We start from the raw sequence: 19589 nt of genomic DNA on the forward strand, positions 1-19589 counted from the left end.
GCCGGCGCGGTCCGTGACCGGGGCAGGGGGGGAGCGCGCCGGCGACAGGCTTCGTTCCGCTACCTCTCCCTCATGAAGGGCGGAACGCTTGGACCGCCGGCCGGGCGCTCAGAAACGGGGGTATCAGCGCCCGGGCCGGCGGAGTTCGGGAGGCGTTGTTAACGCTCACCGGAATTGTTAACGCTAACAACATCCATGTCAAGGGAAGTTCCCTGGTCGGCAGCCACGTGCGCGACCAGGGACACACGGGCGTTACATCGAACCCCCCGCCGGCCCCGCCGGTGGTCAGCGCCGGACGGCGGGCCCCGCACTGCGGCGCAGCACCAGCTCCGGGGAGATCTGCACGTGAGCCGGGGAGGGCGTGGCGCTCTCCAGCTCTCCGACGAGCAACTCCAGGGCCCGCCTGCCGAGTTCACCGAAGTCCTGCCGCACGGTGGTCAGCGGCGGGGTGAAGTAGGCGGCCTCCGGGATGTCGTCGAAGCCGACCACGCTGATCTCGTTCGGGACCGCCCGCCCGGCCTCGTGCAGGGCGCGCAGCAAGCCGAGTGCCATGTGGTCGTTGGCGCAGAAGACGGCGGTGACATCGGGCAGTTGGGCGATCCGCAGCCCCGCCTGGTAGCCGGACCGGGCGCTCCAGTCGCCGCGCTCCACGTCCGGTACGGGGGCGCCGGCCGCCTGCAGCGCGAGGCGCCAGCCCTCCTCGCGGTCCTGACTCTCCAGCCAGTTGGCCGGTCCCGCCAGGTGGTGCACGGTGCGGTGGCCCAGGTCGAGCAGGTGCCCGGTGGCCTCTCCGGCACCGAAGCGGTTGCCCACCGACACCATGGGCACCTGCGTCTGGTTGCCCGATCCGACCGCGACGACCGGAGCCGAGCTGGAGAGCCGGGCCACCGCGCTGACGGCGGAGGTCTGCGGCGCGATCACCACGACGCCCTCCACCCCCTGGTCGCGCAGCCGGTCGACGGCCTCCTGGACCGAACGGCCGTCCAGCGAGCGCAGGCTCGTCACGCTCACGAAGTACCCGGCGCTGCGCGCGGCCTGCTCGATGCCGTCCAGCATCGAGGCGGGCCCGTAGAGCGTCGAGTCGAAGCTGACCACGCCGAGCGTCTGCGAGCGACGGGTGACCAGGGCGCGGGCGGCGGAGTTGGGCCGGTAGTCCAGCTCCCGGATGGCGGCCAGCACCCGGTCCCGGGTGTCCGGCCGGACGTGCGGGGCGCCGTTGAGCACCCGGGACACCGTCTGGTGGGACACACCCGCCAGTTTCGCCACGTCCGCCATCACGGGCTGGCGTTGTTCCGTCCCGGCACTCTCGGTTCCCACTAACAGTCCCCTCCTCGGCTGTGACCACAGTACGCGACCAGGTCCAGGCCAATCCGTCACCCTCGGTTCGAACGACGGTCCTCTTCTTACCAGCCCTTCACGCCCCGGACATCTGGCCATTGCGGCGGGTGTGCGTTCACGGGTTCGCCCCAACCGCCAAAAGACCGGGCCGGACACGCCTGGCGAAGGTCCGTGATCCCGACGCCTCCGACGCCTTCCCGCTTCGCGGCCGGGTCACACCCTCCGGAGCGGGTCGTGGAACCGTGCGCGGCCGGGCGCCGGGACCGCCGCCGGGCAGCCGGCAAGGAGATCCGGAGCCCGTACCGGCCCCGCCGTTCACCGATGCTTCACCGGACCCTCACCCGGGAGAACTCCGCCGGGACCTCCCGTTCCGGTTGAGCGCGTCCGGTCGGACCGGACCGCGGCGAACCGCTATCCAACGGTGATCCGACGCCTCTTGACGTCATGGTTGTGAGCGTTAACACTTCATGACACGCCAGGCCAGAGCCGTCGCCACCCCGACGATCCACAGCGCGATGGACCGCTCCGGCCGGCACCGCTCGACCGCTCCCAGTCGCCCAGCAGGGGCGTCCTGTGCCCGGTCGCGGAACATCACTGGAGGAACTGTGCGCAAGATTTCGGCGGGCCTGGTGGCCGCAGGCCTGGTGCTCTCACTGGCGGCCTGCGGCCAGAGCGCCAACGGCGCCGGCGACGCCCCCGCCAAGGGCGACGCCAAGGGAGGCCTGGTCGGCATCGCGATGCCCACCAAGGCGTCGGAGCGCTGGATCAACGACGGCAACAACATGGTCAAGGAGTTCCAGGCCAAGGGCTACAAGACCGACCTGCAGTACGGCGACAACGTGGTGGAGAACCAGGTCTCCCAGGTGGAGAACATGATCACCAAGGGCGCCAAGCTGCTGGTGATCGCCGCCATCGACGGCTCCTCCCTCACCAACGTGCTGCAGAAGGCCGCCGACTCCCACATCCCGGTGATCTCCTACGACCGGCTGATCCGCGGCACGGCGAACGTCGACTACTACGCGACCTTCGACAACACCAAGGTCGGCGTCCTCCAGGGCACGTACATCGCCGACAAGCTCGGCCTCAAGGACGGCAAGGGCCCGTTCAACATCGAGCTGTTCGCCGGTTCGCCGGACGACAACAACGCCACCTTCTTCTTCAACGGCGCGATGAGCGTCCTCAAGCCGTACATCGACCAGAAGAAGCTGGTCGTGCTGAGCGGCCAGACCGACTTCAACCAGGTCGCCACGCTGCGCTGGGACGGCGGTGTCGCCCAGTCCCGGATGGACAACCTGCTGAGCAAGGCCTACACCTCGGCCCACGTCGACGCCGTGCTCTCGCCGTACGACGGCATCTCGATCGGCATCATCTCCTCCCTCAAGGGCGTCGGCTACGGCACCGCCAAGTCGCTGCCGGTCGTCACCGGCCAGGACGGCGAGCTGGCCTCGGTGAAGTCGATCATCGCGGGCGAGCAGACCCAGACCGTCTACAAGGACACCCGCCAGCTGGCCAAGGCCGCCGTCCAGATGGGCGACGCGCTGCTGACCGGCGGCAAGCCCGAGGTCAACGACACCAGCCAGTACAACAACGGCGTGAAGACCGTCCCGGCGCAGCTGCTCCAGCCGGTCAGCGTCGACAAGGACAACTACCAGAAGGTCCTGGTCGACAGCGGTCAGTACACCGCGGACCAGCTCAAGTAGCCCCTGGGGCCCGTCCACCGGGCCCCACGCAGAAACCGGCGGTGCGCGCCCCGGGCTCCCCGGAGCCCGGGGCCCCTCCCCCACCGCACCGCCCCGAACGATACGGACGCACACCCATGGCTGGACCCGTTCTCGAAATGCGGTCGATCAGCAAGTCGTTCCCCGGTGTCAAAGCGCTCTCCGAGGTCAACCTGACCGTGGCCGCCGGCGAGGTGCACGCCATCTGCGGCGAGAACGGCGCCGGCAAGTCCACCCTGATGAAGGTGCTCAGCGGCGTCTACCCGCACGGCTCCTACGAGGGCGAGATCCTCTTCGAGGGCGAGCCCTGCCAGTTCAAGGACATCCGGGCCAGCGAGCAGCGCGGCATCGTCATCATCCACCAGGAACTGGCGCTGGTGCCGTACCTGTCCATCGCCGAGAACGTCTTCCTCGGGAACGAGCACGCCTCCCGCGGCATCATCAGCTGGCACCGGACACTCACCCACGCCGCCGAACTGCTGCGCCAGGTCGGCCTCGACGAGAGCCCTCACACCCGGATCGCCGACCTCGGCGTGGGCAAGCAGCAGCTGGTCGAGATCGCCAAGGCGCTGGCCAAGAAGGTCAAGCTGCTCATCCTGGACGAGCCGACCGCGGCGCTGAACGACGAGGACAGCCGCAAGCTGCTCGACCTGATCCTCGAACTCAAGGCGCAGGGCATCTCCTGCATCATCATCTCGCACAAGCTGAACGAGATCGCCCGGGTCGCGGACTCCGTGACCATCCTGCGCGACGGGCAGACCATCGAGACCATCGCGATCGGCCCCGAGGGCATCTCCGAGGACCGGATCATCCGCGGCATGGTCGGCCGCGACCTGGAGCACCGCTACCCCGAGCGCACCCCTGAAATCGGCGAACTCGCCTTCGAGGTCGAGGACTGGAGCGTCCGGCACCCCATCGACCAGCAGCGCATGGTGGTCGACGGCGCCTCGCTGAACGTGCGGAGCGGTGAGATCGTCGGCATCGCCGGCCTGATGGGCGCCGGCCGCACCGAGCTGGCGATGAGCGTCTTCGGCCGCTCGTACGGGCGGTGGGCCTCCGGCACCGTCCGGCTGCACGGCCGGGAGATCCGCACCCGGACGGTGCCCGAGGCGATCGGGCACGGCATCGCGTACGTCACCGAGGACCGCAAGCAGCTCGGCCTCAACCTCATCGACGACATCAGCCGGAACATCTCGCTGAGCGCGCTCGGCAAGGTCGCCAGGTTCGGCCGGGTCAACCGGCACGAGGAGACCAAGGTCGCCGAGTCCTTCCGGCGCACCATGAACATCAAGGCCCCGACGGTGTTCACCCGGACCGGCACGCTCAGCGGCGGCAACCAGCAGAAGGTCGTCCTCAGCAAGTGGATCTTCGCCGGGCCGGAGGTGCTGATCCTCGACGAGCCCACCCGGGGCATCGACATCGGCGCGAAGGCGGAGATCTACACCGTCATCGCCGACCTGGCCGCCCAGGGCAAGGCCGTGCTCGTCATCTCGTCCGAACTCCCCGAACTCCTGGGCCTGTGCGACCGGATCTACACCATGGCCGAAGGCCGGATCACCGGCGAGGTCGCCCGTGCCGACGCCACCCAGGAATCCCTCATGCGGCTCATGACCATGAGCGCCGCATCCAGCAACGAGCAGGTGTAAGGCATGGCCCAGACCGAGACCACCCCGGATTCGTCCCCGATGGCACCGCAGGCCGACCCCGGCCCCTCCCTCGGCGGCGTGCTGGCCCGCGCGCTGCGCGGCAACGTGCGCCAGTACGGCATGCTGGTCGCCCTCGCGCTGATCGTGGTGCTGTTCCAGATCTGGACGGACGGCATCCTCCTCCAGCCGCTCAACATCACCAACCTGATTCAGCAGAACGGCTACATCCTCATCCTGGCGATCGGGATGATGATCGTCATCATCGCCGGGCACATCGACCTCTCGGTCGGCTCACTGGCCGCCTTCGTCGGCGCCGCCGCCGCGGTGATGATGGTCAAGCAGCACCTGCCGTGGCCCGTCGCGATGGTGATCGCGCTGGTGATCGGCGCCCTCGCCGGCGCCTGGCAGGGCTTCTGGATCGCCTACCTCGGCATACCGTCCTTCATCGTCACCCTGGCGGGCATGCTGCTGTTCCGCGGCGGCACCCAGATCCTGCTCCAGGGCCAGTCGGTGGCGCCGTTCCCCAAGGGCTTCCAGAGCATCAGCAGCGGCTTCCTCCCCGAGGTCGGACCGCGCACCAACTACCACAATCTCACCCTGCTGCTGGGCCTCGCGGTGCTGGCCGTCGCGATCCTGCAGGAGGTGCGCGGCCGGCGGCAGACCGTCTCGTACGGGCTGGAGCCGCTCCCGATCGCGCTGTTCCTGACCAAGCTCGCCGTGATCACCACGGCCGTGGTCGCCTTCACCATGCTGCTGGCCAGCTACCACGGCGTGCCGATCGTGCTGCTGATCCTCGGCGCGCTGCTGGTCGGCTTCGGCTACCTGATGCGCAACTCGATCATCGGGCGGCACACCTACGCCATCGGCGGCAACGAGCCGGCGGCCAAGCTGTCCGGCGTGAAGAGCAAGCGGGTCGTCTTCCTCGCCTTCGTCAACATGGGCGTCCTCGCGGCGCTGGCCGGGCTGGTCTTCGCCGCGCGGCTCAACGCCGGCACCCCGCAGGCCGGCATCAACTTCGAGCTGGAGGCCATCGCGGCCGCCTTCATCGGCGGTGCCTCCGCCAGCGGCGGCGTCGGCACCGTGATGGGCGCGATCATCGGCGGCCTGGTGCTCGGCGTGCTCAACAACGGCATGTCGCTGGTCGGTGTCGGCACCGACTACCAGCAGGTGATCAAGGGCCTGGTGCTGCTCGCGGCCGTCGGCTTCGACGTCTACAACAAGCGCCGGGCCGGTTCCTGACCCGGACCGGAGGCAGGAGGACGGGCGCGGTGTTCCCACACCGCGCCCGTCCTTCCGCGTTTCCGTAACGCGGCAGGAACATGGCAGGCCGGGCGCCGGTGCAGACTGGTCCCGCATCCGCGCGGGAGAGAGGCAGACCAGGGTGACCGCCGCCGAGCAGGGCAATCTGCCCGCCCCCTTCACCGGCTTCGTGGGCAGGCGCCGGGAGATCGACGAGATCCGGCGCCTGCTGGACACCCGGCGGCTGGTGACAATCACGGGCATGGGCGGAGTGGGCAAGACCCGGCTGGCACTGGAGGTGGCCGCCGCGGCCCGCGCGGCCTTCCCCGACGGGGTCTGGCTGGTGGACCTCGCCCCGGTGAACGGCCCCTCGGCGGTGACGGCCGTGGCGTCCCAGCGCGCCGCGGGTACCCGACCTCGGCGCCCTGCCCGCACTGGACCGGCTCGCCGACTACCTGGCCGAACGGCGGGCCCTGCTCGTCCTCGACAACTGCGAACACCTCATCGACCCCTGCGCCGAGCTCGCCACCACGCTCCTGGCCGCCGCCCCCGAACTGCGCATCCTCGCCACGTGATGGACGTCCAGGTGATGCGGCTGCGCGCCGAGATCGGCCGCGACCGCATCGAGACGGTCCGCGGCTTCGGCTACAAGCTGCGCGGCTGAGGCGCTCTGCTACGCGTCGCCCGCCGGACGCGGGGGGAACCCGGCTGCCACCAGGCGTTCGGTCAGTTCGGGCAGGTCGTCGGGCGCGGCGTCGAGAAGCAGCACCAGCCGGGGGCTGTCGCCGTCCTGGCCGGCGCTCTGGCTCAGAACGGTGAGAAAGGTGGCCAGGGCGATCGGAGGTTCGTCGACGAGGAGCTCGTCCGCCTCGTGGATGACGACCGCCAACGCTGCTCGGGGGGTTTCCGCCGAGGCCTCCTGGTCGCGGCGCACGCTCAGCACCGCGTCGTGGAAACAGTCGTGGAAGGCGTCCCAGTTGCCGTTGAAGCAGCCGGAGGGGTGCCTCTCGGGAGAGGCACCCCTCGGTGGACGGTCGTGCGGGATCCGGTTCGGGAGTCAGTACGGGGTTTCAGCGGGCCAGGAGCACCAGGACCAGGACGACCACCGCCGGCACGGTCTGCACGAAGAGGATCTTGCGGGAGGACGTCACGGCGCCGTACAGGCCGGCGACGGCGACGCAGCACGTGAAGAAGACCCTCACCTGGAAGCCGACCGGGTCGGAGGCGAACGCGCCCCAGAGGAGACCGGCCGCCAGGAACCCGTTGTACAGGCCCTGGTTGGCGGCCATCGCCTTGGTCGAGACCGCGAACTGCTCGGTCGTCCCGAAGGAGGCCCGGGCCCGGGGAGTGGTCCAGAGGAACATCTCCAGGACCAGGATGTAGACGTGCAGGAGGGCGAGCGCGACAACCGCAATCACGGCAACTGTGGACATGCCGGGCATAGTACGCGGCACCCGGCGCCTGACCGGTGGTGAGCCGACCTGCCGTGAGCAGGTGAACCGGCATTTTGTTCAGGCTCCGGCCCAATCGTCAAGGCCCGGCACCGGCGAGAAGAGATTCCGCGCGAGCGGCAACCTCCGCCGCACCGGCGGCAACTGACGGGTGGCACCGAGGGTGGACCACCCCCGAAAAAAATCCGCGCCGGCCCGGCAACCTTTCCGCCTCCGGCGCCCACTGGTCAGTGCAACGTCGAGTCGACCGACCGGGTCGAGCTACCGAATGGATGGGAATGAGGGCAACGAAGCACGCCTCCGCGCGGTCGATCCGCGCGCGTGGACTGGTCCTGGGCATACCGTTGGCGCTGGTGGCGGTCGGGGTGCTGGTCTGCCTGGCCTTCGCGCTCCTCCCGGAGAGCGGGGACCGGGGCGACGCCGGCGCCGTGGTGCCGGCCGCCGCCTCCGTCGCGGCCACCGGGCCGAGCACCCCACCGGAGACCGCCGCCCCGGCCGACCCCACGCCCCCCGCGGCCTCGCCGCCGGCCACCGGCCCCACGCCTTCGGCCACCGCCACCCCGTCGCCCTCGGCCACTCCCACCCCGCGGCCGTCGACCCCCACCGCCACCCGCACCACCGCGGCCCCGTCCGCGTCGGCCGCCACCGGCGGTGCCGGTGCCGCGGCGGCCGCACCGGCCACGGCCTCCCTGGCCGGGCGGATCAAGCCCGGGACGAACTACCAGGGCGTCGCGACCTCCTACGACGCCGCCGACGGCAACGGCGCCTGCTCGTTCGGCCCGTCCGGCGACCTCATGATCGCGGCGATGAACCACACCGACTACGAGTCGTCCAAGGCCTGCGGGGCGTCCGTGCTCGTCCGCGCCGCCAACGGGGCGAGCATCACGGTGCGGATCGTCAACGACTGCCCCCTGCCCTGCGCGCCCGGGCAGCTCGACCTCAGCCACGAGGCCTTCAGCAAGCTCGCCGAGCTCTCGGTGGGCCGGCTCCCGATCACCTGGACGGTGCTGAGCCCGGGCACGGCGCCGAACACGATGTCGGTCCGCTACAAGACCGGGTCGAGCCAGTGGTGGTGCGGGATCCAGGTGATCGGCCACCGGAACCCGGTGGCGGCGCTGGAGGTCCAGGCCGGAGGCGGCTGGCGACAGCTCACCCGCACCGACTACAACTACTTCCTCTCCCCGGACGGCAGCGGGTGCGGCGGGCCGATCAGGGTCACCGACGTCTACGGGGAGCAACTGACCGTCGACGGACTCGCGGTGAAACCGGACGTCGTCCAGCCGACCCGCGTCCAGTTCGCCCGGCATTGAGCGCGCCGCTCGCCCGCCGGTCGGCGGTGCTCCCCCGGAGCGGAGACCACCGCCCTGACCTGGAGACGGGCACTGCTAGGCTCACGCCTGTTAACGCTCACATTGCAGGGAGAGGGCGACCGGGGAACATGCTCCTCGATGACGCGTCCGTGGAGTTCCACGACTTCTTCGAACGCCACTACGCCGAACTCGCCCGTCTCGCCCACCTCCTGACCGGCGAGACGGACGCAGCCGACGACATCGCCGCGGACGCGCTGATCGCCCTGTGGCAACGCTGGGACCGGCTCCGCGCGGCCGACCACCCGCTCGCCTACGCCCGCGGGGTGGTCGCCAACATGGCCAAGGCCCGGATCCGCAGCGCGATCCGCGAACGGCGGCGGGTCCTGCTGTTCTGGTCCCGCGCCCCGGAGAGAACCGACGGCCCCGACGTGGCCGCCGTGCTGGACGTCCGCACGGCGCTCGACAAGATGCCGTTCCGCAAGCGGGCGTGCGTGGTGATGCGCCACGCCTTCGACCTGTCGGAGAAGGACACCGCCGCGGCGCTCGGCATATCGGTCGGTACGGTGAAGAGCCAGACCTCGAAGGGCATGGCCGAACTCAAGCGCGCCCTCGGCGCGCAAGCGGTCGGCGAACTGACAGCAGGAAGGAGGAACCGGTGAACGAGGACATCACCTGGCGGCTGCGCGAGGCCGCCGAGGCCCACCAGCCGGACCGCGCACGGATCCTGGCCCGCGTCGAACGCGGCGCGGCCGGCCCTCCCGTCCGCCACCGCACATCACCGTTCGCGAGGTCGTGGCCCAGGGCCGTCCTCGCGAGCATCGCGACCGCGGGCATCCTGGCGACCGGAGGCTTCGCCGTCGCCGCCATCATCGGGACGCCACCGCCGTCGGAGCCGGTCGTCACCACTCCGGCCACCCCTGCCCCGACGGTCACCCCTTCCCCGACGCCGTCGGAGGCCCAGGGCACCGTCGCCCCGGCACCCGCCCCCGCACCCGCACCCGCACCGGCCACGACCACCACCACCCCGGCCAGTCCGCGCCCGACCCCCTCCGCGAGCAGCCGCCCGCAGAACGGCTCGCTCTGGTCGGACGGGTCGGTCGACTCGCACAGCACGATCTACTGGGCCCAGGACAACGTGGCCCTCAAGACCACCCAGCCGCTCACCTCGCTCACCGTCGAGCTGCGGGTCGCCCAGACCGGCGACGTACGGACCACCGGGAACTGGTGCACCCTGACGGCCGACGACTTCACCGCCACCACCCAGGAGTCCGGCGGCGTGCTGGTCTACCGCTGGGTCCTCAAGCCGGGCCGCACGGTGGCGGTCGGACAGTACGAGTTCGCCGCCCAGTTCAACCACGCCACCGGCGCGCGCAACGCCGCGAACGACACCTACCGCGTCGACGCCCAGTCGGCCGGCGGGCCCGCCTCGGTCTGGGGAGGGTTCGGCCCGGGCCGGTAAGAGCCGGCCTCTCGTGACCGGAGCGGCCGCGTCCGCTGCACGCCCCGGGGAATCCGCGACGGATTCCCCGGGGCGTTCTCGTCGGAAATCCCGGCGCCGCACCCTTCCCGTGGAAAGGTCGCATCGCAAACAATTCACCATTCGCCCGCATTCGGAGCCGTCATCGGGAGATCGTCAACCGATCCGCGCAGGTGGTTAACACATTGTTTACAGGATTGCGGAACCAGCCGCCATGACCATCCGTCAGGATTCATGAGAGTCCCAAGAACGCGTCAAGGACGGGAAAGGAGCAGGCAATGTCCTCCTCAGTCACGCGGGTCGTCGGCGTCGTCGCCGCGGCCCTCGTGGCCGTGTTGGGCATGGTGACCCTGTCCCAGTCCGTGTCCGCGCTCACCCGGGTGGGCAACGGCCCGCGGGTGGTCGCGGAGGCGAAGCTCGTCGAGGACGCGACGCTCCCCAAGTACGCACCCGGCCTGTGCGCGACGCGCAGCCGGTCTGTCGAAGTCGCCCAGCGGCGACCTGAGTTGGTGCCGTCCCTGATCGACGAAACCCCGGTCGTCAGCCACGCGTCCCCGGCCGGTGCCCCCGAGGCGCCGTACGGGGCGCGCAGACAGTCCAGAGCGGCGGTCCTCCAGGTGTTCCGCTGCTGATCGGCACCGCCCGTGCCCGCACGCCCGTCGACGACGGCGACACCCCGACGGTGACGCCCGGACGGTGACGTCCGGACAGTGACGTTGGCATGCCCGACACTTCACGACGGCCCACGGCGGTAATTCCCCGCCACCGCCGTCGCACTGCGTGCTGCCTTCCTCCGCATCGAACGCGTCGAACGCGTCGAACGCATCGAGCGGGCACGACCCCACGGTCTCATTCCGACACGACTCCGAAAGGCCCGAGGCATCGACATGCAGGCATTCATCGACCACGCCCGCACCTTCCGCCGCCGTGCCGCGCAGGACTCGGACGCCTTCGGGCGACTGGCTGCCGGTCAGAACCCGCAGGCGCTGTTCATCACCTGCTCGGACTCCCGCATCATCCCCTCCGCCGTCACCGGCGCCCGGCCCGGGGACCTCTTCGAGATGCGGACCGCGGGCAACATCGTCCCGCCGTACCGCCCGCACGTCCCGTCGGCCGAGGCGGCGACCATCGAGTACGCCGTCGAGGTCCTGGGGATCGCCGACATCGTGGTGTGCGGCCACTCGCACTGCGGCGCCGTCGGCGCCGTCGTACGGGGCGACGACCTCACCGGCGTGCCCGCCGTGCGCGACTGGCTGGCCGACGGCACCGCGCTGACGCCGGGCCGGGAGGCGAGCCACGACCTGGCCCGCCCGGTCCAGCGCCACGTCCTGGACCAGGTGCAGAAGCTGCGCACCCACCCGAGCGTCGCGCGCCGGGCCGACGAGGGCCGGCTCGGCCTGCACGCCTGGTTCTACGAGGTGCACACCGGCGCGGTCCTCACCCACCGCCCCGGCATCGACGCCTTCCTGCCGCTGTGACGCCGCGGACCGCCGTGAACCCGCGGCCCACCACCTCTGAACCTCCCCGGATGAGGGCTCCCATGCGTTTTCCCGCACTCAAGTACGACCTGACCGCCTCACTCGTCGTCTTCCTCGTCGCACTCCCGCTGTGCGTCGGCGTCGCCGTCGCCTCGGGCGTACCCGCCGAACTCGGCCTGATCACCGGCATCGTCGGCGGCCTGGTGACCGGCGCACTCCCCGGCAGCAGCCTCCAGGTCAGCGGCCCGGCGGCCGGGTTGACCGTCCTGGTCGCCGAGACGGTGCAGCGGTTCGGCCTGCCGGCGCTCGGCGTCGTGGTCGCCGCCACCGGCCTGCTCCAGCTGCTGCTGGGCGCGCTGCGCTGGGGCCGGTGGTTCCGCGCGATCTCCGTCGCCGTGGTCGAGGGCATGCTGGCCGGGATCGGCCTGGTCATCATCGCCGGCCAGCTCTACGCGATGGCCGACCGGCCGGCGCCCGCGAGCGGGATCGACAAGCTCCTCGGCCTGCCCGGCCTCGCCGCCCGGCTCGTCTCCTCGCCCGCCGCCGGGTACTCCTTCGCGATCGGCGCCGGCACCATCGCCGTGATCGTGCTGTGGCAGCGGCTCCCGGCCCGGGTGAAGGTCGTCCCGGGCGCGCTGGTGGCCGTCCTCCTCGCCACCGCCGCGGCCTGGCTGCTGAACCGTCCGGTGAAGAAGGTCGAGGTCAAGGGGTTGCTGGACGCCGTCCAGCCGCCGGGCAGCGGCGTGTTCGACCAGTTCGCCCCCGCCCTGCTCGTCACGATCGTGGCCTTCACCCTGGTCGCCTCCGCCGAGAGCCTGTTCAGCGCGGCGGCCGTCGACCGGCTGCACGACGGGCCGCGCACCGACTACGACAAGGAGCTCATGGCCCAGGGGGCGGGCAACGCCCTGTGCGGCGCGCTCGGCGCCCTGCCGATGACCGCCGTCATCGTCCGCAGCGCCGCCAACGTCCAGGCCGGCGCCAGGACCAAGGCGTCCCGGGTGCTGCACGGCGCGTGGCTGCTGCTCTTCGCCGCGCTGCTCCCGGCCGCCCTCGGCGTCATCCCGATCGCGGCGCTCGCCGGCGTGCTCGTGCACGCCGGGTTCAAGCTCCTGCCGTTCAAGCAGCTCGGGCCGCTCTGGCGCGAGCACCGCTCCGAAGCGCTCGTCCTCGCGGCCACCGCCGTGGCCATCGTCACCGTCAACATGTTCGAGGGCGTGCTGATCGGCCTGGGCCTGTCGATCGTCAAGACCGCCTGGGAGACCTCCCGGCTGCACGTGGAGACGGAGGAGCCGCCCACCGGCACCATCCGGGTCCGGCTGACGGGCAACGCCACGTTCCTGCGGCTGCCCAAGCTCCTGGACACCCTGGAGGCCCTGCCGACCGACCGGGTCCTGGAGCTGGACCTCACGGACCTCCGCCACCTCGACCACGCCTGCCAGACCGCGTTGACCACGTGGGTCGAGCGCCACAACGCGAACGCCCCCGAGGCCGTACGGCTGATACCCGCGCTGGCCGGCCGGAGCTGATCCTCCGGGCGGACACGAACGGGGCGCCCGCTCCTTCGAGCGGGCGCCCCGGTTCGGTTCGGGTCCGGGTCCCGGCTCGGTCCGGATCGGACCGGGTTCCGGTCAGACGGCGGCCGGCTGCTTCCCGGCGACGGGAGCGGCCACGGCCGCCTGGGCGGCGGGCTTCCGCATCCCCTTGAGCAGCACCACGACCGCCGTGGTGACCGCCGTACCCGCCACGACCGCGACCAGGTACAGGAACGGGCTGCCGATCAGCGGGAGCACCCAGATCCCGCCGTGCGGGGCGCGCAGGGTGGAGCCGAAGGCCATCACCAGGCCGCCGGCGGTCATGCTGCCGGCGATGCTCGCCGGGATGACCCGCAGCGGGTCGGCCGCCGCGAACGGGATCGCGCCCTCGGTGATGAACGAGGCGCCGAGCACCCAGGCGGCCTTGCCGTTCTCCCGCTCGTCGGGGGTGAACAGCCGGCGCCGGACGACGGTCGCCAGGGCCATGCCCAGCGGCGGGGTCATGCCGGCGGCCATCACGGCGGCCATCACCTTGAGGCTGCCGGCGTCCGGGGTGGTCCCCGCGGTGGTGAGCGCACCGGCCGCGAAGGTGTAGGCGACCTTGTTGAGCGGACCGCCCATGTCGAAGGCCATCATCGCGCCGAGCAGCACGCCGAGCAGGATCGCGTTGGAGCCGGAGAGGCCGTTCAGCCAGTCGGTCAGACCGTTCATCGCCGAGGCGATCGGCGAACCGACCACCACGAACATCAGGAAGCCGACCGCCGCCACCGACAGCAGCGGGATCACCACGACCGGCATGATGCCCTTGATCGCCCGGGGCACGTTCCAGCGGATCATCCACAGCACCAGGAAGCCCGCGGCCAGGCCCGAGACGATGCCGCCGAGGAAGCCCGCGCCGACCGCCACCGAGATGGCACCGCCGGCGATGCCGGCGGCCAGTGCCGCCCGGTCCGCGATCGCCCAGGCGATGTACCCGGAGAGGACCGGCACCAGGAAGCCGAACGAGGCCTTGCCGGTCTGGAACAGCATCGCCGCCCAGCTGTGCGAGGAGGTCCAGTCGAAGTGGCCCAGCACGGAGGGCGCGGAGGCGATCTGGTAGCCGCCGATCGCGAAGGCGAGCGCGATCAGCAGACCGCCGGCCGCGACGAACGGGATCATGTAGCTGACGCCCGTCATCAGGTACCTGCGCAGCCGCTGGGCCCAGTGCTCGCCCGCCGGTGCGCCCGATGCGCCCGGTGTGCCCGACGCGGTGGCCGGGGCGGTGGCAGGACGTGCGCCGCCGGCGTCGGTGACCAGCCCGGCGGCCTGCGCGATCAGGTCGTCGGCGCGGTTGACGCCGGCCTTGACGCCCACGTCCACGGTCGGCTTGCCGGCGAAGCGGGCCCGGTCCCGGATCTCGACGTCATGGGCGAAGATCACCGCGTCGGCCGCCGCGATCACCTCGGGGTCGAGCGGGTCGTCCCGGCCGAGCCCTGGGTCTCGACCTGGATCCGCGCGCCCGCCCGGGCGGCGGCCAGCTCCAGGGCCTTGGCGGCCATGTAGGTGTGGGCGATGCCGGTCGGGCAGGAGGTCACCGCGACCAGCCGCAGCCCGCCGTCGGCGACCGTCCCGGAAGGCACGGCCGTCTCCGGAACAGCGCTCGGCTCCGGGGCGGTGGCCGTCGAAGAAGCCGCGGCCGGCGCCTCCTCCCCGTTGATCGTCGCCGCGACCGCGCTCGGGCTCTCGGCGTCGCGCAGGGCCCCGGTGAAGGCGGGGTCCATCAGTCGGCGGGCCAGCGCGGCGAGGATCTGCAGGTGGGTGTCGTCCGCGCCGGCCGGTGCCGCGATCATGAAGATCAGGTCCGCGGGCCGTCCGTCCGGGGCGTCGAAGTCCACGCCCTTCGCGCTGCGGCCGAAGGCCAGGCTCGGCTGGGTGACGTGGGGCGATCTGCAGTGCGGGATGCCGATCCCGTCGCCCATCCCGGTCGGGGCCTGCGCCTCGCGGGCGGCGATGTCGGCGAGGAAGCCGTCGAGGTCGGTGACCCGGCCCTCGGCGACCAGCCGCTGGGCGAGGGCGCGCAGCGCTTCGCTCTTGTCCTCGGGGGCGAGGTAGAGGTCAACGAGTGCGGGTGTGATCAGTCCGCTGGTGTCGCTCATCGTGTCGGTCCTTCGACTGGTTCCTGACAGTTTCCCTTGCCCCCGGGAATTCGGTCGCCCTTCCGTCCCACACGGTCGGGCGTGCTCCCTCCGGCGCTGGAGGCCGGAGGTTCGCCTGCGGAGTGCCCGCCCGGCCCGCCGCGGTCGCGGCGGCCGGGCGGGTGGCGCGTTCGGCTCGGGTCCGTCGACGCGCCCTCGGCAGGCCGTTCTCAACCGCGGAGCGGCCGTTCGAGCGGGAGGTCCGCCGTCACGACCACCGCGGCCGGGTCCAGGTCGGCCGGGGTCGGCATGACGCTCCCCGGCAGTTGTACGGCGGCGGCGCCGTGCGCCAGGGCCGCCGCGAGCGCCTCGGGGCCGGCCCCACCGGCTCCGAGGAAGCCCGCGAGCGAGGCGTCGCCCGCGCCCACGTCGCTGCGGACGACGGCGACCGGCGCGCTGCCGTACCAGCTGCCGTCCTCGGCGATCAGCAGCATCCCGTCCGCGCCGAGGCTGGCGAGGACCTGCTGGGCGCCGCGTCCGCGCAGCTCCTCGGCCGCGTCCACGGCCTCGCCGACGGTGCGGACCGGGCGGCCCACGGCCTCCGCGAGCTCCTCCCGGTTCGGCTTGACCACGTCGGGGCGGGCCGAGAGGGCGGCCAGCAGCGCGGGGCCGGAGGTGTCCAGGGCGATCCGGGCGCCGCCCGAGTGCACCTGGGCGACCACCTCGGCGTACCACTCGGGTGCCAGTCCGCGCGGCAGGCTGCCGCAGCAGGCGAGCCAGGCCACGTCGTTCCCGGTGCCCTGTCCGGTCTTCTGGGCGTCGCGGACGAGCGCCAGCAGTGCGGCGGACTCGGCGGCGCTGAGCTCGGGGCCCACCGCGTTGATCTTCGTGAGGCTGCCGCCGTCCTCGGCGATCGAGACGTTGATCCGGGTGTCGCCCGCGATCGTGACCGCCGCGACCTCGATGCCCTGGCGGCGCAGCAGGTCGGCGAGCAGCTGGCCGGAGAGGCCGCCGAGGGGGAGGACGGCGCTGCTGCGGTGGCCGGCGGCGGTGAGCGCGCGGGAGACGTTGACGCCCTTGCCGCCCGGGTCGAGCCGGTCGTGCGAGGCCCGGTTGACCTCGCCCGGGACGAGGGTGCCCAGTTCGTAGGTGCGGTCGAGGCTGGGGTTGGGGGTGATGGTGACGATCATGCGCGAATGACTTCCGGTCCGTGGTTCTCGATCTCGGCGGTCTGCTCGTCGGTCAGCCCGGTGTCCGTGACCAGCACGTCCACCTGGTCCAGCGAGCCGAAGCGGGCGAAGTGGCGGGCGCCGTACTTGGAGGAGTCGGCCACCAGGACCACCCGCCGGGCACCGGTGAGCATGGCCCGCTTGACGGCGGCCTCGGCGAGGTCCGGCGTGGAGAGGCCGCCCTCCGGGGAGAAGCCGTTGGTGGCGACCACGGCGACGTCCGCGTGGATGTCCGCCAGGTCGCGCAGCGCCCAGGTGTCGACGGCGGCCTGGGTGCGGTGGCGCAGCCGGCCTCCGACCAGGTGGAGGGCGAGCCCGCGGTGGTCGGCCAGCCGGGCGGCGACCGGGAGGGCGTTGGTGACGACGGTGAGCGTGCAGTCGGCGGGCAGCAGGCCGGCCAGCCGGGAGACGGTCGTCCCGGCGTCCAGGATGACGCTGCCCTCGCTGGGCAGCAGGGCCAGGGCCGCCTTGGCGATGCGTTCCTTCTCGGCCGCGGCCGTGGAGTCGCGTTCGGCCAGGCCGGGCTCCAGGTGCAGTGCGCCGACGGGCAGCGCGCCGCCGTGCACCCGGTGCAGCAGGCCGGCCCGGTCGAGGGCGCTCAGGTCACGCCGGATGGTCTCCTGCGTGACGCCGAAGTCCTCGGCCAGCGTCGGCACGTCCACCCGGCCCTGTTCCTGGGCGAGGCGGAGGATCTCTTGCTGCCGCTCGGGTGCGTACATGTGGGATTGAGTCCGTTTCATGTCTGTTCACGCTTGGTTCAGGCCGACCATACGCGCTCCGACCGAAAAAGCAAGAGGTCGGACGGGCTCCTGCCCGCATCTTTGAATTTGCCCGAACATGTTGACACCGCTCGGAGATCGGGCGTAGAACCAATCGAAACAACGCGCTAACGGGCGTGAAACCACAGCATGCCCGGTCCTCCGCCACTGCCCCCGTACCGCGGAGACCGGGTTCCGGTCACGGTGGCCCGCGCCCACCCCCCGCGCGGGCCACCGTGCCCACTCCCCCGCCGACCCGGCTCCCACCCGGTTCGACGGGCCCCTCTCTCCTCCGACCTCCTCCAAGGACCTCCCCATGCACTCGATCCAGGTCACCGTCGGCTCCCGGAGCGGCCTGCACGCCCGCCCGGCCTCGCTGTTCGTCCAGGCCGCGGCCCGCCAGCCGGCGAAGGTCACCGTCGGCCGCCCGGGCCAGGCCCCGGTCGACGCCCGCAGCCTGCTCTCCGTCCTCGCCCTCGCGGCCGGTTGCGGCGAGACCCTGGAGCTCACCGCGGTCGGCGACCAGGCCCAGGACGCGCTGACGGCGCTCGGCGACCTGCTCGCCTCCGACCTCGACGCAGCGGCATGAGCGATCCGATCCGCGGGATCGGCGTCGGTACGGGCAGCGCGGCAGGCCCGGTCGCCCGGATGGCGTCCGTCCCCGCGCTGCCCGCCCCGAGGCCCGTCGCCGACCAGGCGGCCGAGGCGGCGGCGGTCCGCGCCGCCCTCGGTGCGGTCGTCGCCGACCTGGACGGGCGCGCCGCCCGCGTCAGCGGCGCCGGTTCCGAGGTGCTCGCCGCCCAGGCCATGATGGCCGCCGACCCGGTCCTCGCCGACGAGGCGGCCGCCCTGGTCGAACGGGGCACCGACGGCGCCCACGCGCTCACCGCCGCCTTCGCCGGCTTCCGCGCCGCGCTGGTCGCCGCCGGCGGTCACTTCGCGGAGCGCGTCGCCGACCTGGACGACCTGCGCGACCGCGCGGTGGCCCACCTGCTCGGCCTGCCCGTGCCCGGCCTGCCCGACCCCGGGCACCCGTACGTCCTGGTCGCCGACGACCTGGCGCCCGCGGACACCGCGCTGCTCGACCCCGCCCGGGTGCTCGCCCTGGTCACCGTCCGCGGCGGCCCGACCAGCCACACCGCCATCCTCGCCAAGGCGCTCGGCGTGCCCGCCGTGGTCGGCTGCGCCGGTGCCATGGAGCTGGCGGACGGCCGGTCCGTCCTGGTGCACGGCGCGGACGGCCTGGTCGAGCCCGACCCGAGCCCGGAGGCGGTCGAGCGGGCCGCCGAGCGGGAGCGCCGCCGCCGCGAACTGCTCGCCGGGGTCCGGGGGCCCGGCCGGACGGCGGACGGCCACCCGGTCGCGCTGCTGGTCAACCTCGGTGCGCCGCACGAGCTGGCCGGCGCGGCCGCCGCCGACGCCGAGGGCGTGGGCCTGTTCCGCACCGAGTTCCTCTTCCTGGACCGCGCCGAGGCACCGAGCCTCGCCGAACAGGCCGCCGCCTACCGGCAGGTCTTCGCGGCCTTCGCCGGCCGCCGGGTGGTCGTCCGCACCCTCGACGCGGGCGCGGACAAACCGCTGCCCTTCGCCACGGCCGCCGACGAGGAGAACCCGGCCCTGGGCGTCCGCGGTCTGCGCACGGCCGCCCGCGACCCCCAGCTCCTGGAGACCCAGCTCGCCGCGATCGCCGACGCCGCCGAGGGCGGCACCGCGCAGGTCTGGGTGATGGCCCCGATGGTGTCGCTCCCGCGGGAGGCCGCCGAGTTCGCCGCCCGGGTCCGCGCCCACGGCCTGCCGCTGGCCGGTGCGATGATCGAGGTCCCGGCGGCCGCCCTGCGTGCCGACCGGCTGGCCGAGGTCTGTGACTTCTTCAGCGTCGGCACCAACGACCTGGCCCAGTACACCTTCGCGGCCGACCGCACGCTCGGCTCCCTCGCCGAACTGCTCGACCCGTGGCAGCCGGCCCTGCTCGACCTGGTCGCCGCGGCCGCCAGGGCCGCGGCCGGGCACGGCCGTCCGATCGGTGTGTGCGGCGAAGCCGCCGCCGACCCGGAGCTCGCCCTGGTGCTGGTCGGCCTCGGCATCACCAGCCTGTCGGCCGCACCGGCCTCGCTCCCCGAGGTCCGGGCGGCCCTGGCCGCGCACACCCTCGCGGAGTGCCGCGAACTCGCCGAGCTGGCCCTGCGCGCCGAGGACGCCGCCGACGCCCGCGGCAAGGTCCGGTCGAGGATCGCCGGAGGCCGGTGAGGCGCGGCACGGCAACGGCGGGCGGCCGCACCGGTGTTCCGGTGCGGCCGCC

Annotated in this window: 16 protein-coding genes and 2 pseudogenes; 12 read left to right on the forward strand and 6 right to left on the reverse strand. The window is 72.5% G+C overall.

Annotated features, from left to right (window positions below; translation table 11 throughout):
* Window positions 1-285: 285 nt before the first annotated feature.
* Entirely contained in the window at window positions 286-1317 is a 1032-nt protein-coding gene (locus ACYP53_RS31545) for a LacI family DNA-binding transcriptional regulator (RefSeq protein WP_229929313.1), read from the reverse strand.
* Between the two features lie 626 nt (window positions 1318-1943).
* Between ACYP53_RS31545 and chvE the strand changes: the two genes are divergently transcribed.
* From chvE to ACYP53_RS31565, 4 genes and pseudogenes are all read left to right on the forward strand, one after another.
* Window positions 1944-3038 carry a multiple monosaccharide ABC transporter substrate-binding protein gene (chvE, locus tag ACYP53_RS31550; protein ID WP_308437665.1) on the forward strand — a complete coding sequence of 365 codons (1095 nt, stop codon included), beginning with the start codon at window positions 1944-1946 and terminating at the stop codon, window positions 3036-3038.
* Between the two features lie 116 nt (window positions 3039-3154).
* Window positions 3155-4702, forward strand: coding sequence for a multiple monosaccharide ABC transporter ATP-binding protein (gene mmsA / locus ACYP53_RS31555; protein ID WP_189926718.1), 1548 nt, complete (start codon window positions 3155-3157; stop codon window positions 4700-4702).
* A 3-nt stretch (window positions 4703-4705) separates the two neighbouring features.
* The gene (gene mmsB / locus ACYP53_RS31560; protein WP_189926720.1) at window positions 4706-5941 is read left to right on the forward strand and encodes a multiple monosaccharide ABC transporter permease; all 1236 of its coding nucleotides are present in this window, start codon (window positions 4706-4708) and stop codon (window positions 5939-5941) included.
* A gap of 247 nt (window positions 5942-6188) precedes the next feature.
* A pseudogene (locus tag ACYP53_RS31565) lies at window positions 6189-6245 on the forward strand (hypothetical protein); the annotation flags it as partial.
* A gap of 369 nt (window positions 6246-6614) precedes the next feature.
* On the opposite strand, the gene ACYP53_RS31570 reads toward ACYP53_RS31565, so the two are convergent.
* A complete protein-coding gene (locus ACYP53_RS31570; RefSeq protein ID WP_459649956.1) occupies window positions 6615-6875 on the reverse strand; it encodes a hypothetical protein in 261 nt (86 codons plus the stop codon).
* A gap of 136 nt (window positions 6876-7011) precedes the next feature.
* Entirely contained in the window at window positions 7012-7374 is a 363-nt protein-coding gene (locus ACYP53_RS31575) for a DUF1304 domain-containing protein (protein ID WP_189926722.1), read from the reverse strand.
* A 296-nt stretch (window positions 7375-7670) separates the two neighbouring features.
* On the opposite strand from ACYP53_RS31575, the gene ACYP53_RS31580 reads away from it, so the two are divergent.
* The 6 genes from ACYP53_RS31580 to ACYP53_RS31605 all read left to right on the forward strand — a co-directional run bounded on the left by ACYP53_RS31580 (window position 7671) and on the right by ACYP53_RS31605 (window position 13183).
* Window positions 7671-8702, forward strand: coding sequence for an expansin EXLX1 family cellulose-binding protein (locus ACYP53_RS31580; protein ID WP_459649957.1), 1032 nt, complete (start codon window positions 7671-7673; stop codon window positions 8700-8702).
* Between the two features lie 128 nt (window positions 8703-8830).
* On the forward strand, window positions 8831-9361 hold the full coding sequence (locus ACYP53_RS31585; RefSeq protein ID WP_189926727.1) for a SigE family RNA polymerase sigma factor: 531 nt from the start codon (window positions 8831-8833) through the stop codon (window positions 9359-9361).
* Window positions 9358-10161: a hypothetical protein gene (locus tag ACYP53_RS31590; protein WP_459649958.1), complete on the forward strand. Its 804-nt coding sequence runs from the start codon at window positions 9358-9360 to the stop codon at window positions 10159-10161. The genes ACYP53_RS31585 and ACYP53_RS31590 overlap by 4 nt, the downstream gene beginning before the upstream one ends.
* A 296-nt stretch (window positions 10162-10457) precedes the next feature.
* A complete protein-coding gene (locus ACYP53_RS31595) occupies window positions 10458-10811 on the forward strand; it encodes a hypothetical protein (RefSeq protein ID WP_459649959.1) in 354 nt (117 codons plus the stop codon).
* Window positions 10812-11066: 255 nt separating this feature from the next.
* Window positions 11067-11657 (forward strand): carbonic anhydrase, encoded by a 591-nt coding sequence (locus ACYP53_RS31600; protein WP_189926740.1) that lies wholly within the window; start codon window positions 11067-11069, stop codon window positions 11655-11657.
* A gap of 62 nt (window positions 11658-11719) precedes the next feature.
* Window positions 11720-13183, forward strand: a complete 1464-nt coding sequence (locus ACYP53_RS31605; RefSeq protein WP_459649960.1) for a SulP family inorganic anion transporter — start codon at window positions 11720-11722, stop codon at window positions 13181-13183.
* A 102-nt stretch (window positions 13184-13285) separates the two neighbouring features.
* Here the strand turns inward: ACYP53_RS31605 and ACYP53_RS31610 are convergent.
* The 3 genes and pseudogenes from ACYP53_RS31610 to ACYP53_RS31620 all read right to left on the reverse strand — a co-directional run bounded on the left by ACYP53_RS31610 (window position 13286) and on the right by ACYP53_RS31620 (window position 17251).
* A pseudogene (locus ACYP53_RS31610) lies at window positions 13286-15324 on the reverse strand (PTS fructose transporter subunit IIABC).
* Window positions 15325-15533: 209 nt separating this feature from the next.
* Entirely contained in the window at window positions 15534-16493 is a 960-nt protein-coding gene (gene pfkB, locus ACYP53_RS31615) for a 1-phosphofructokinase (RefSeq protein ID WP_459649961.1), read from the reverse strand.
* Window positions 16490-17251 carry a DeoR/GlpR family DNA-binding transcription regulator gene (locus tag ACYP53_RS31620; protein ID WP_189926759.1) on the reverse strand — a complete coding sequence of 254 codons (762 nt, stop codon included), beginning with the start codon at window positions 17249-17251 and terminating at the stop codon, window positions 16490-16492. The genes pfkB and ACYP53_RS31620 overlap by 4 nt, the downstream gene beginning before the upstream one ends.
* A 355-nt stretch (window positions 17252-17606) precedes the next feature.
* Between ACYP53_RS31620 and ACYP53_RS31625 the strand changes: the two genes are divergently transcribed.
* Both ACYP53_RS31625 and ptsP read left to right on the forward strand, forming a co-directional pair.
* The gene (locus ACYP53_RS31625) at window positions 17607-17879 is read left to right on the forward strand and encodes an HPr family phosphocarrier protein (RefSeq protein ID WP_459649962.1); all 273 of its coding nucleotides are present in this window, start codon (window positions 17607-17609) and stop codon (window positions 17877-17879) included.
* Window positions 17876-19537, forward strand: coding sequence for a phosphoenolpyruvate--protein phosphotransferase (gene ptsP / locus ACYP53_RS31630; RefSeq protein ID WP_189926750.1), 1662 nt, complete (start codon window positions 17876-17878; stop codon window positions 19535-19537). The genes ACYP53_RS31625 and ptsP overlap by 4 nt, the downstream gene beginning before the upstream one ends.
* Window positions 19538-19589: the final 52 nt, after the last annotated feature.

The organism is Kitasatospora sp. Ki12 (assembly GCF_054601375.1).

Coding starts and splice junctions, on each gene's coding strand:
- mmsA (WP_189926718.1), top strand. CDS start 3,155: ATGGCTGGACCCGTTCTCGAAATGCGGTCGATCAGCAAGTCGTTCCCC.
- mmsB (WP_189926720.1), top strand. CDS start 4,706: ATGGCCCAGACCGAGACCACCCCGGATTCGTCCCCGATGGCACCGCAG.
- ACYP53_RS31575 (WP_189926722.1), bottom strand. CDS start 7,374: ATGTCCACAGTTGCCGTGATTGCGGTTGTCGCGCTCGCCCTCCTGCAC.
- ACYP53_RS31580 (WP_459649957.1), top strand. CDS start 7,671: ATGAGGGCAACGAAGCACGCCTCCGCGCGGTCGATCCGCGCGCGTGGA.
- ACYP53_RS31585 (WP_189926727.1), top strand. CDS start 8,831: ATGCTCCTCGATGACGCGTCCGTGGAGTTCCACGACTTCTTCGAACGC.
- ACYP53_RS31595 (WP_459649959.1), top strand. CDS start 10,458: ATGTCCTCCTCAGTCACGCGGGTCGTCGGCGTCGTCGCCGCGGCCCTC.
- ACYP53_RS31600 (WP_189926740.1), top strand. CDS start 11,067: ATGCAGGCATTCATCGACCACGCCCGCACCTTCCGCCGCCGTGCCGCG.
- ACYP53_RS31605 (WP_459649960.1), top strand. CDS start 11,720: ATGCGTTTTCCCGCACTCAAGTACGACCTGACCGCCTCACTCGTCGTC.
- pfkB (WP_459649961.1), bottom strand. CDS start 16,493: ATGATCGTCACCATCACCCCCAACCCCAGCCTCGACCGCACCTACGAA.
- ACYP53_RS31620 (WP_189926759.1), bottom strand. CDS start 17,251: ATGTACGCACCCGAGCGGCAGCAAGAGATCCTCCGCCTCGCCCAGGAA.
- ACYP53_RS31625 (WP_459649962.1), top strand. CDS start 17,607: ATGCACTCGATCCAGGTCACCGTCGGCTCCCGGAGCGGCCTGCACGCC.
- ptsP (WP_189926750.1), top strand. CDS start 17,876: ATGAGCGATCCGATCCGCGGGATCGGCGTCGGTACGGGCAGCGCGGCA.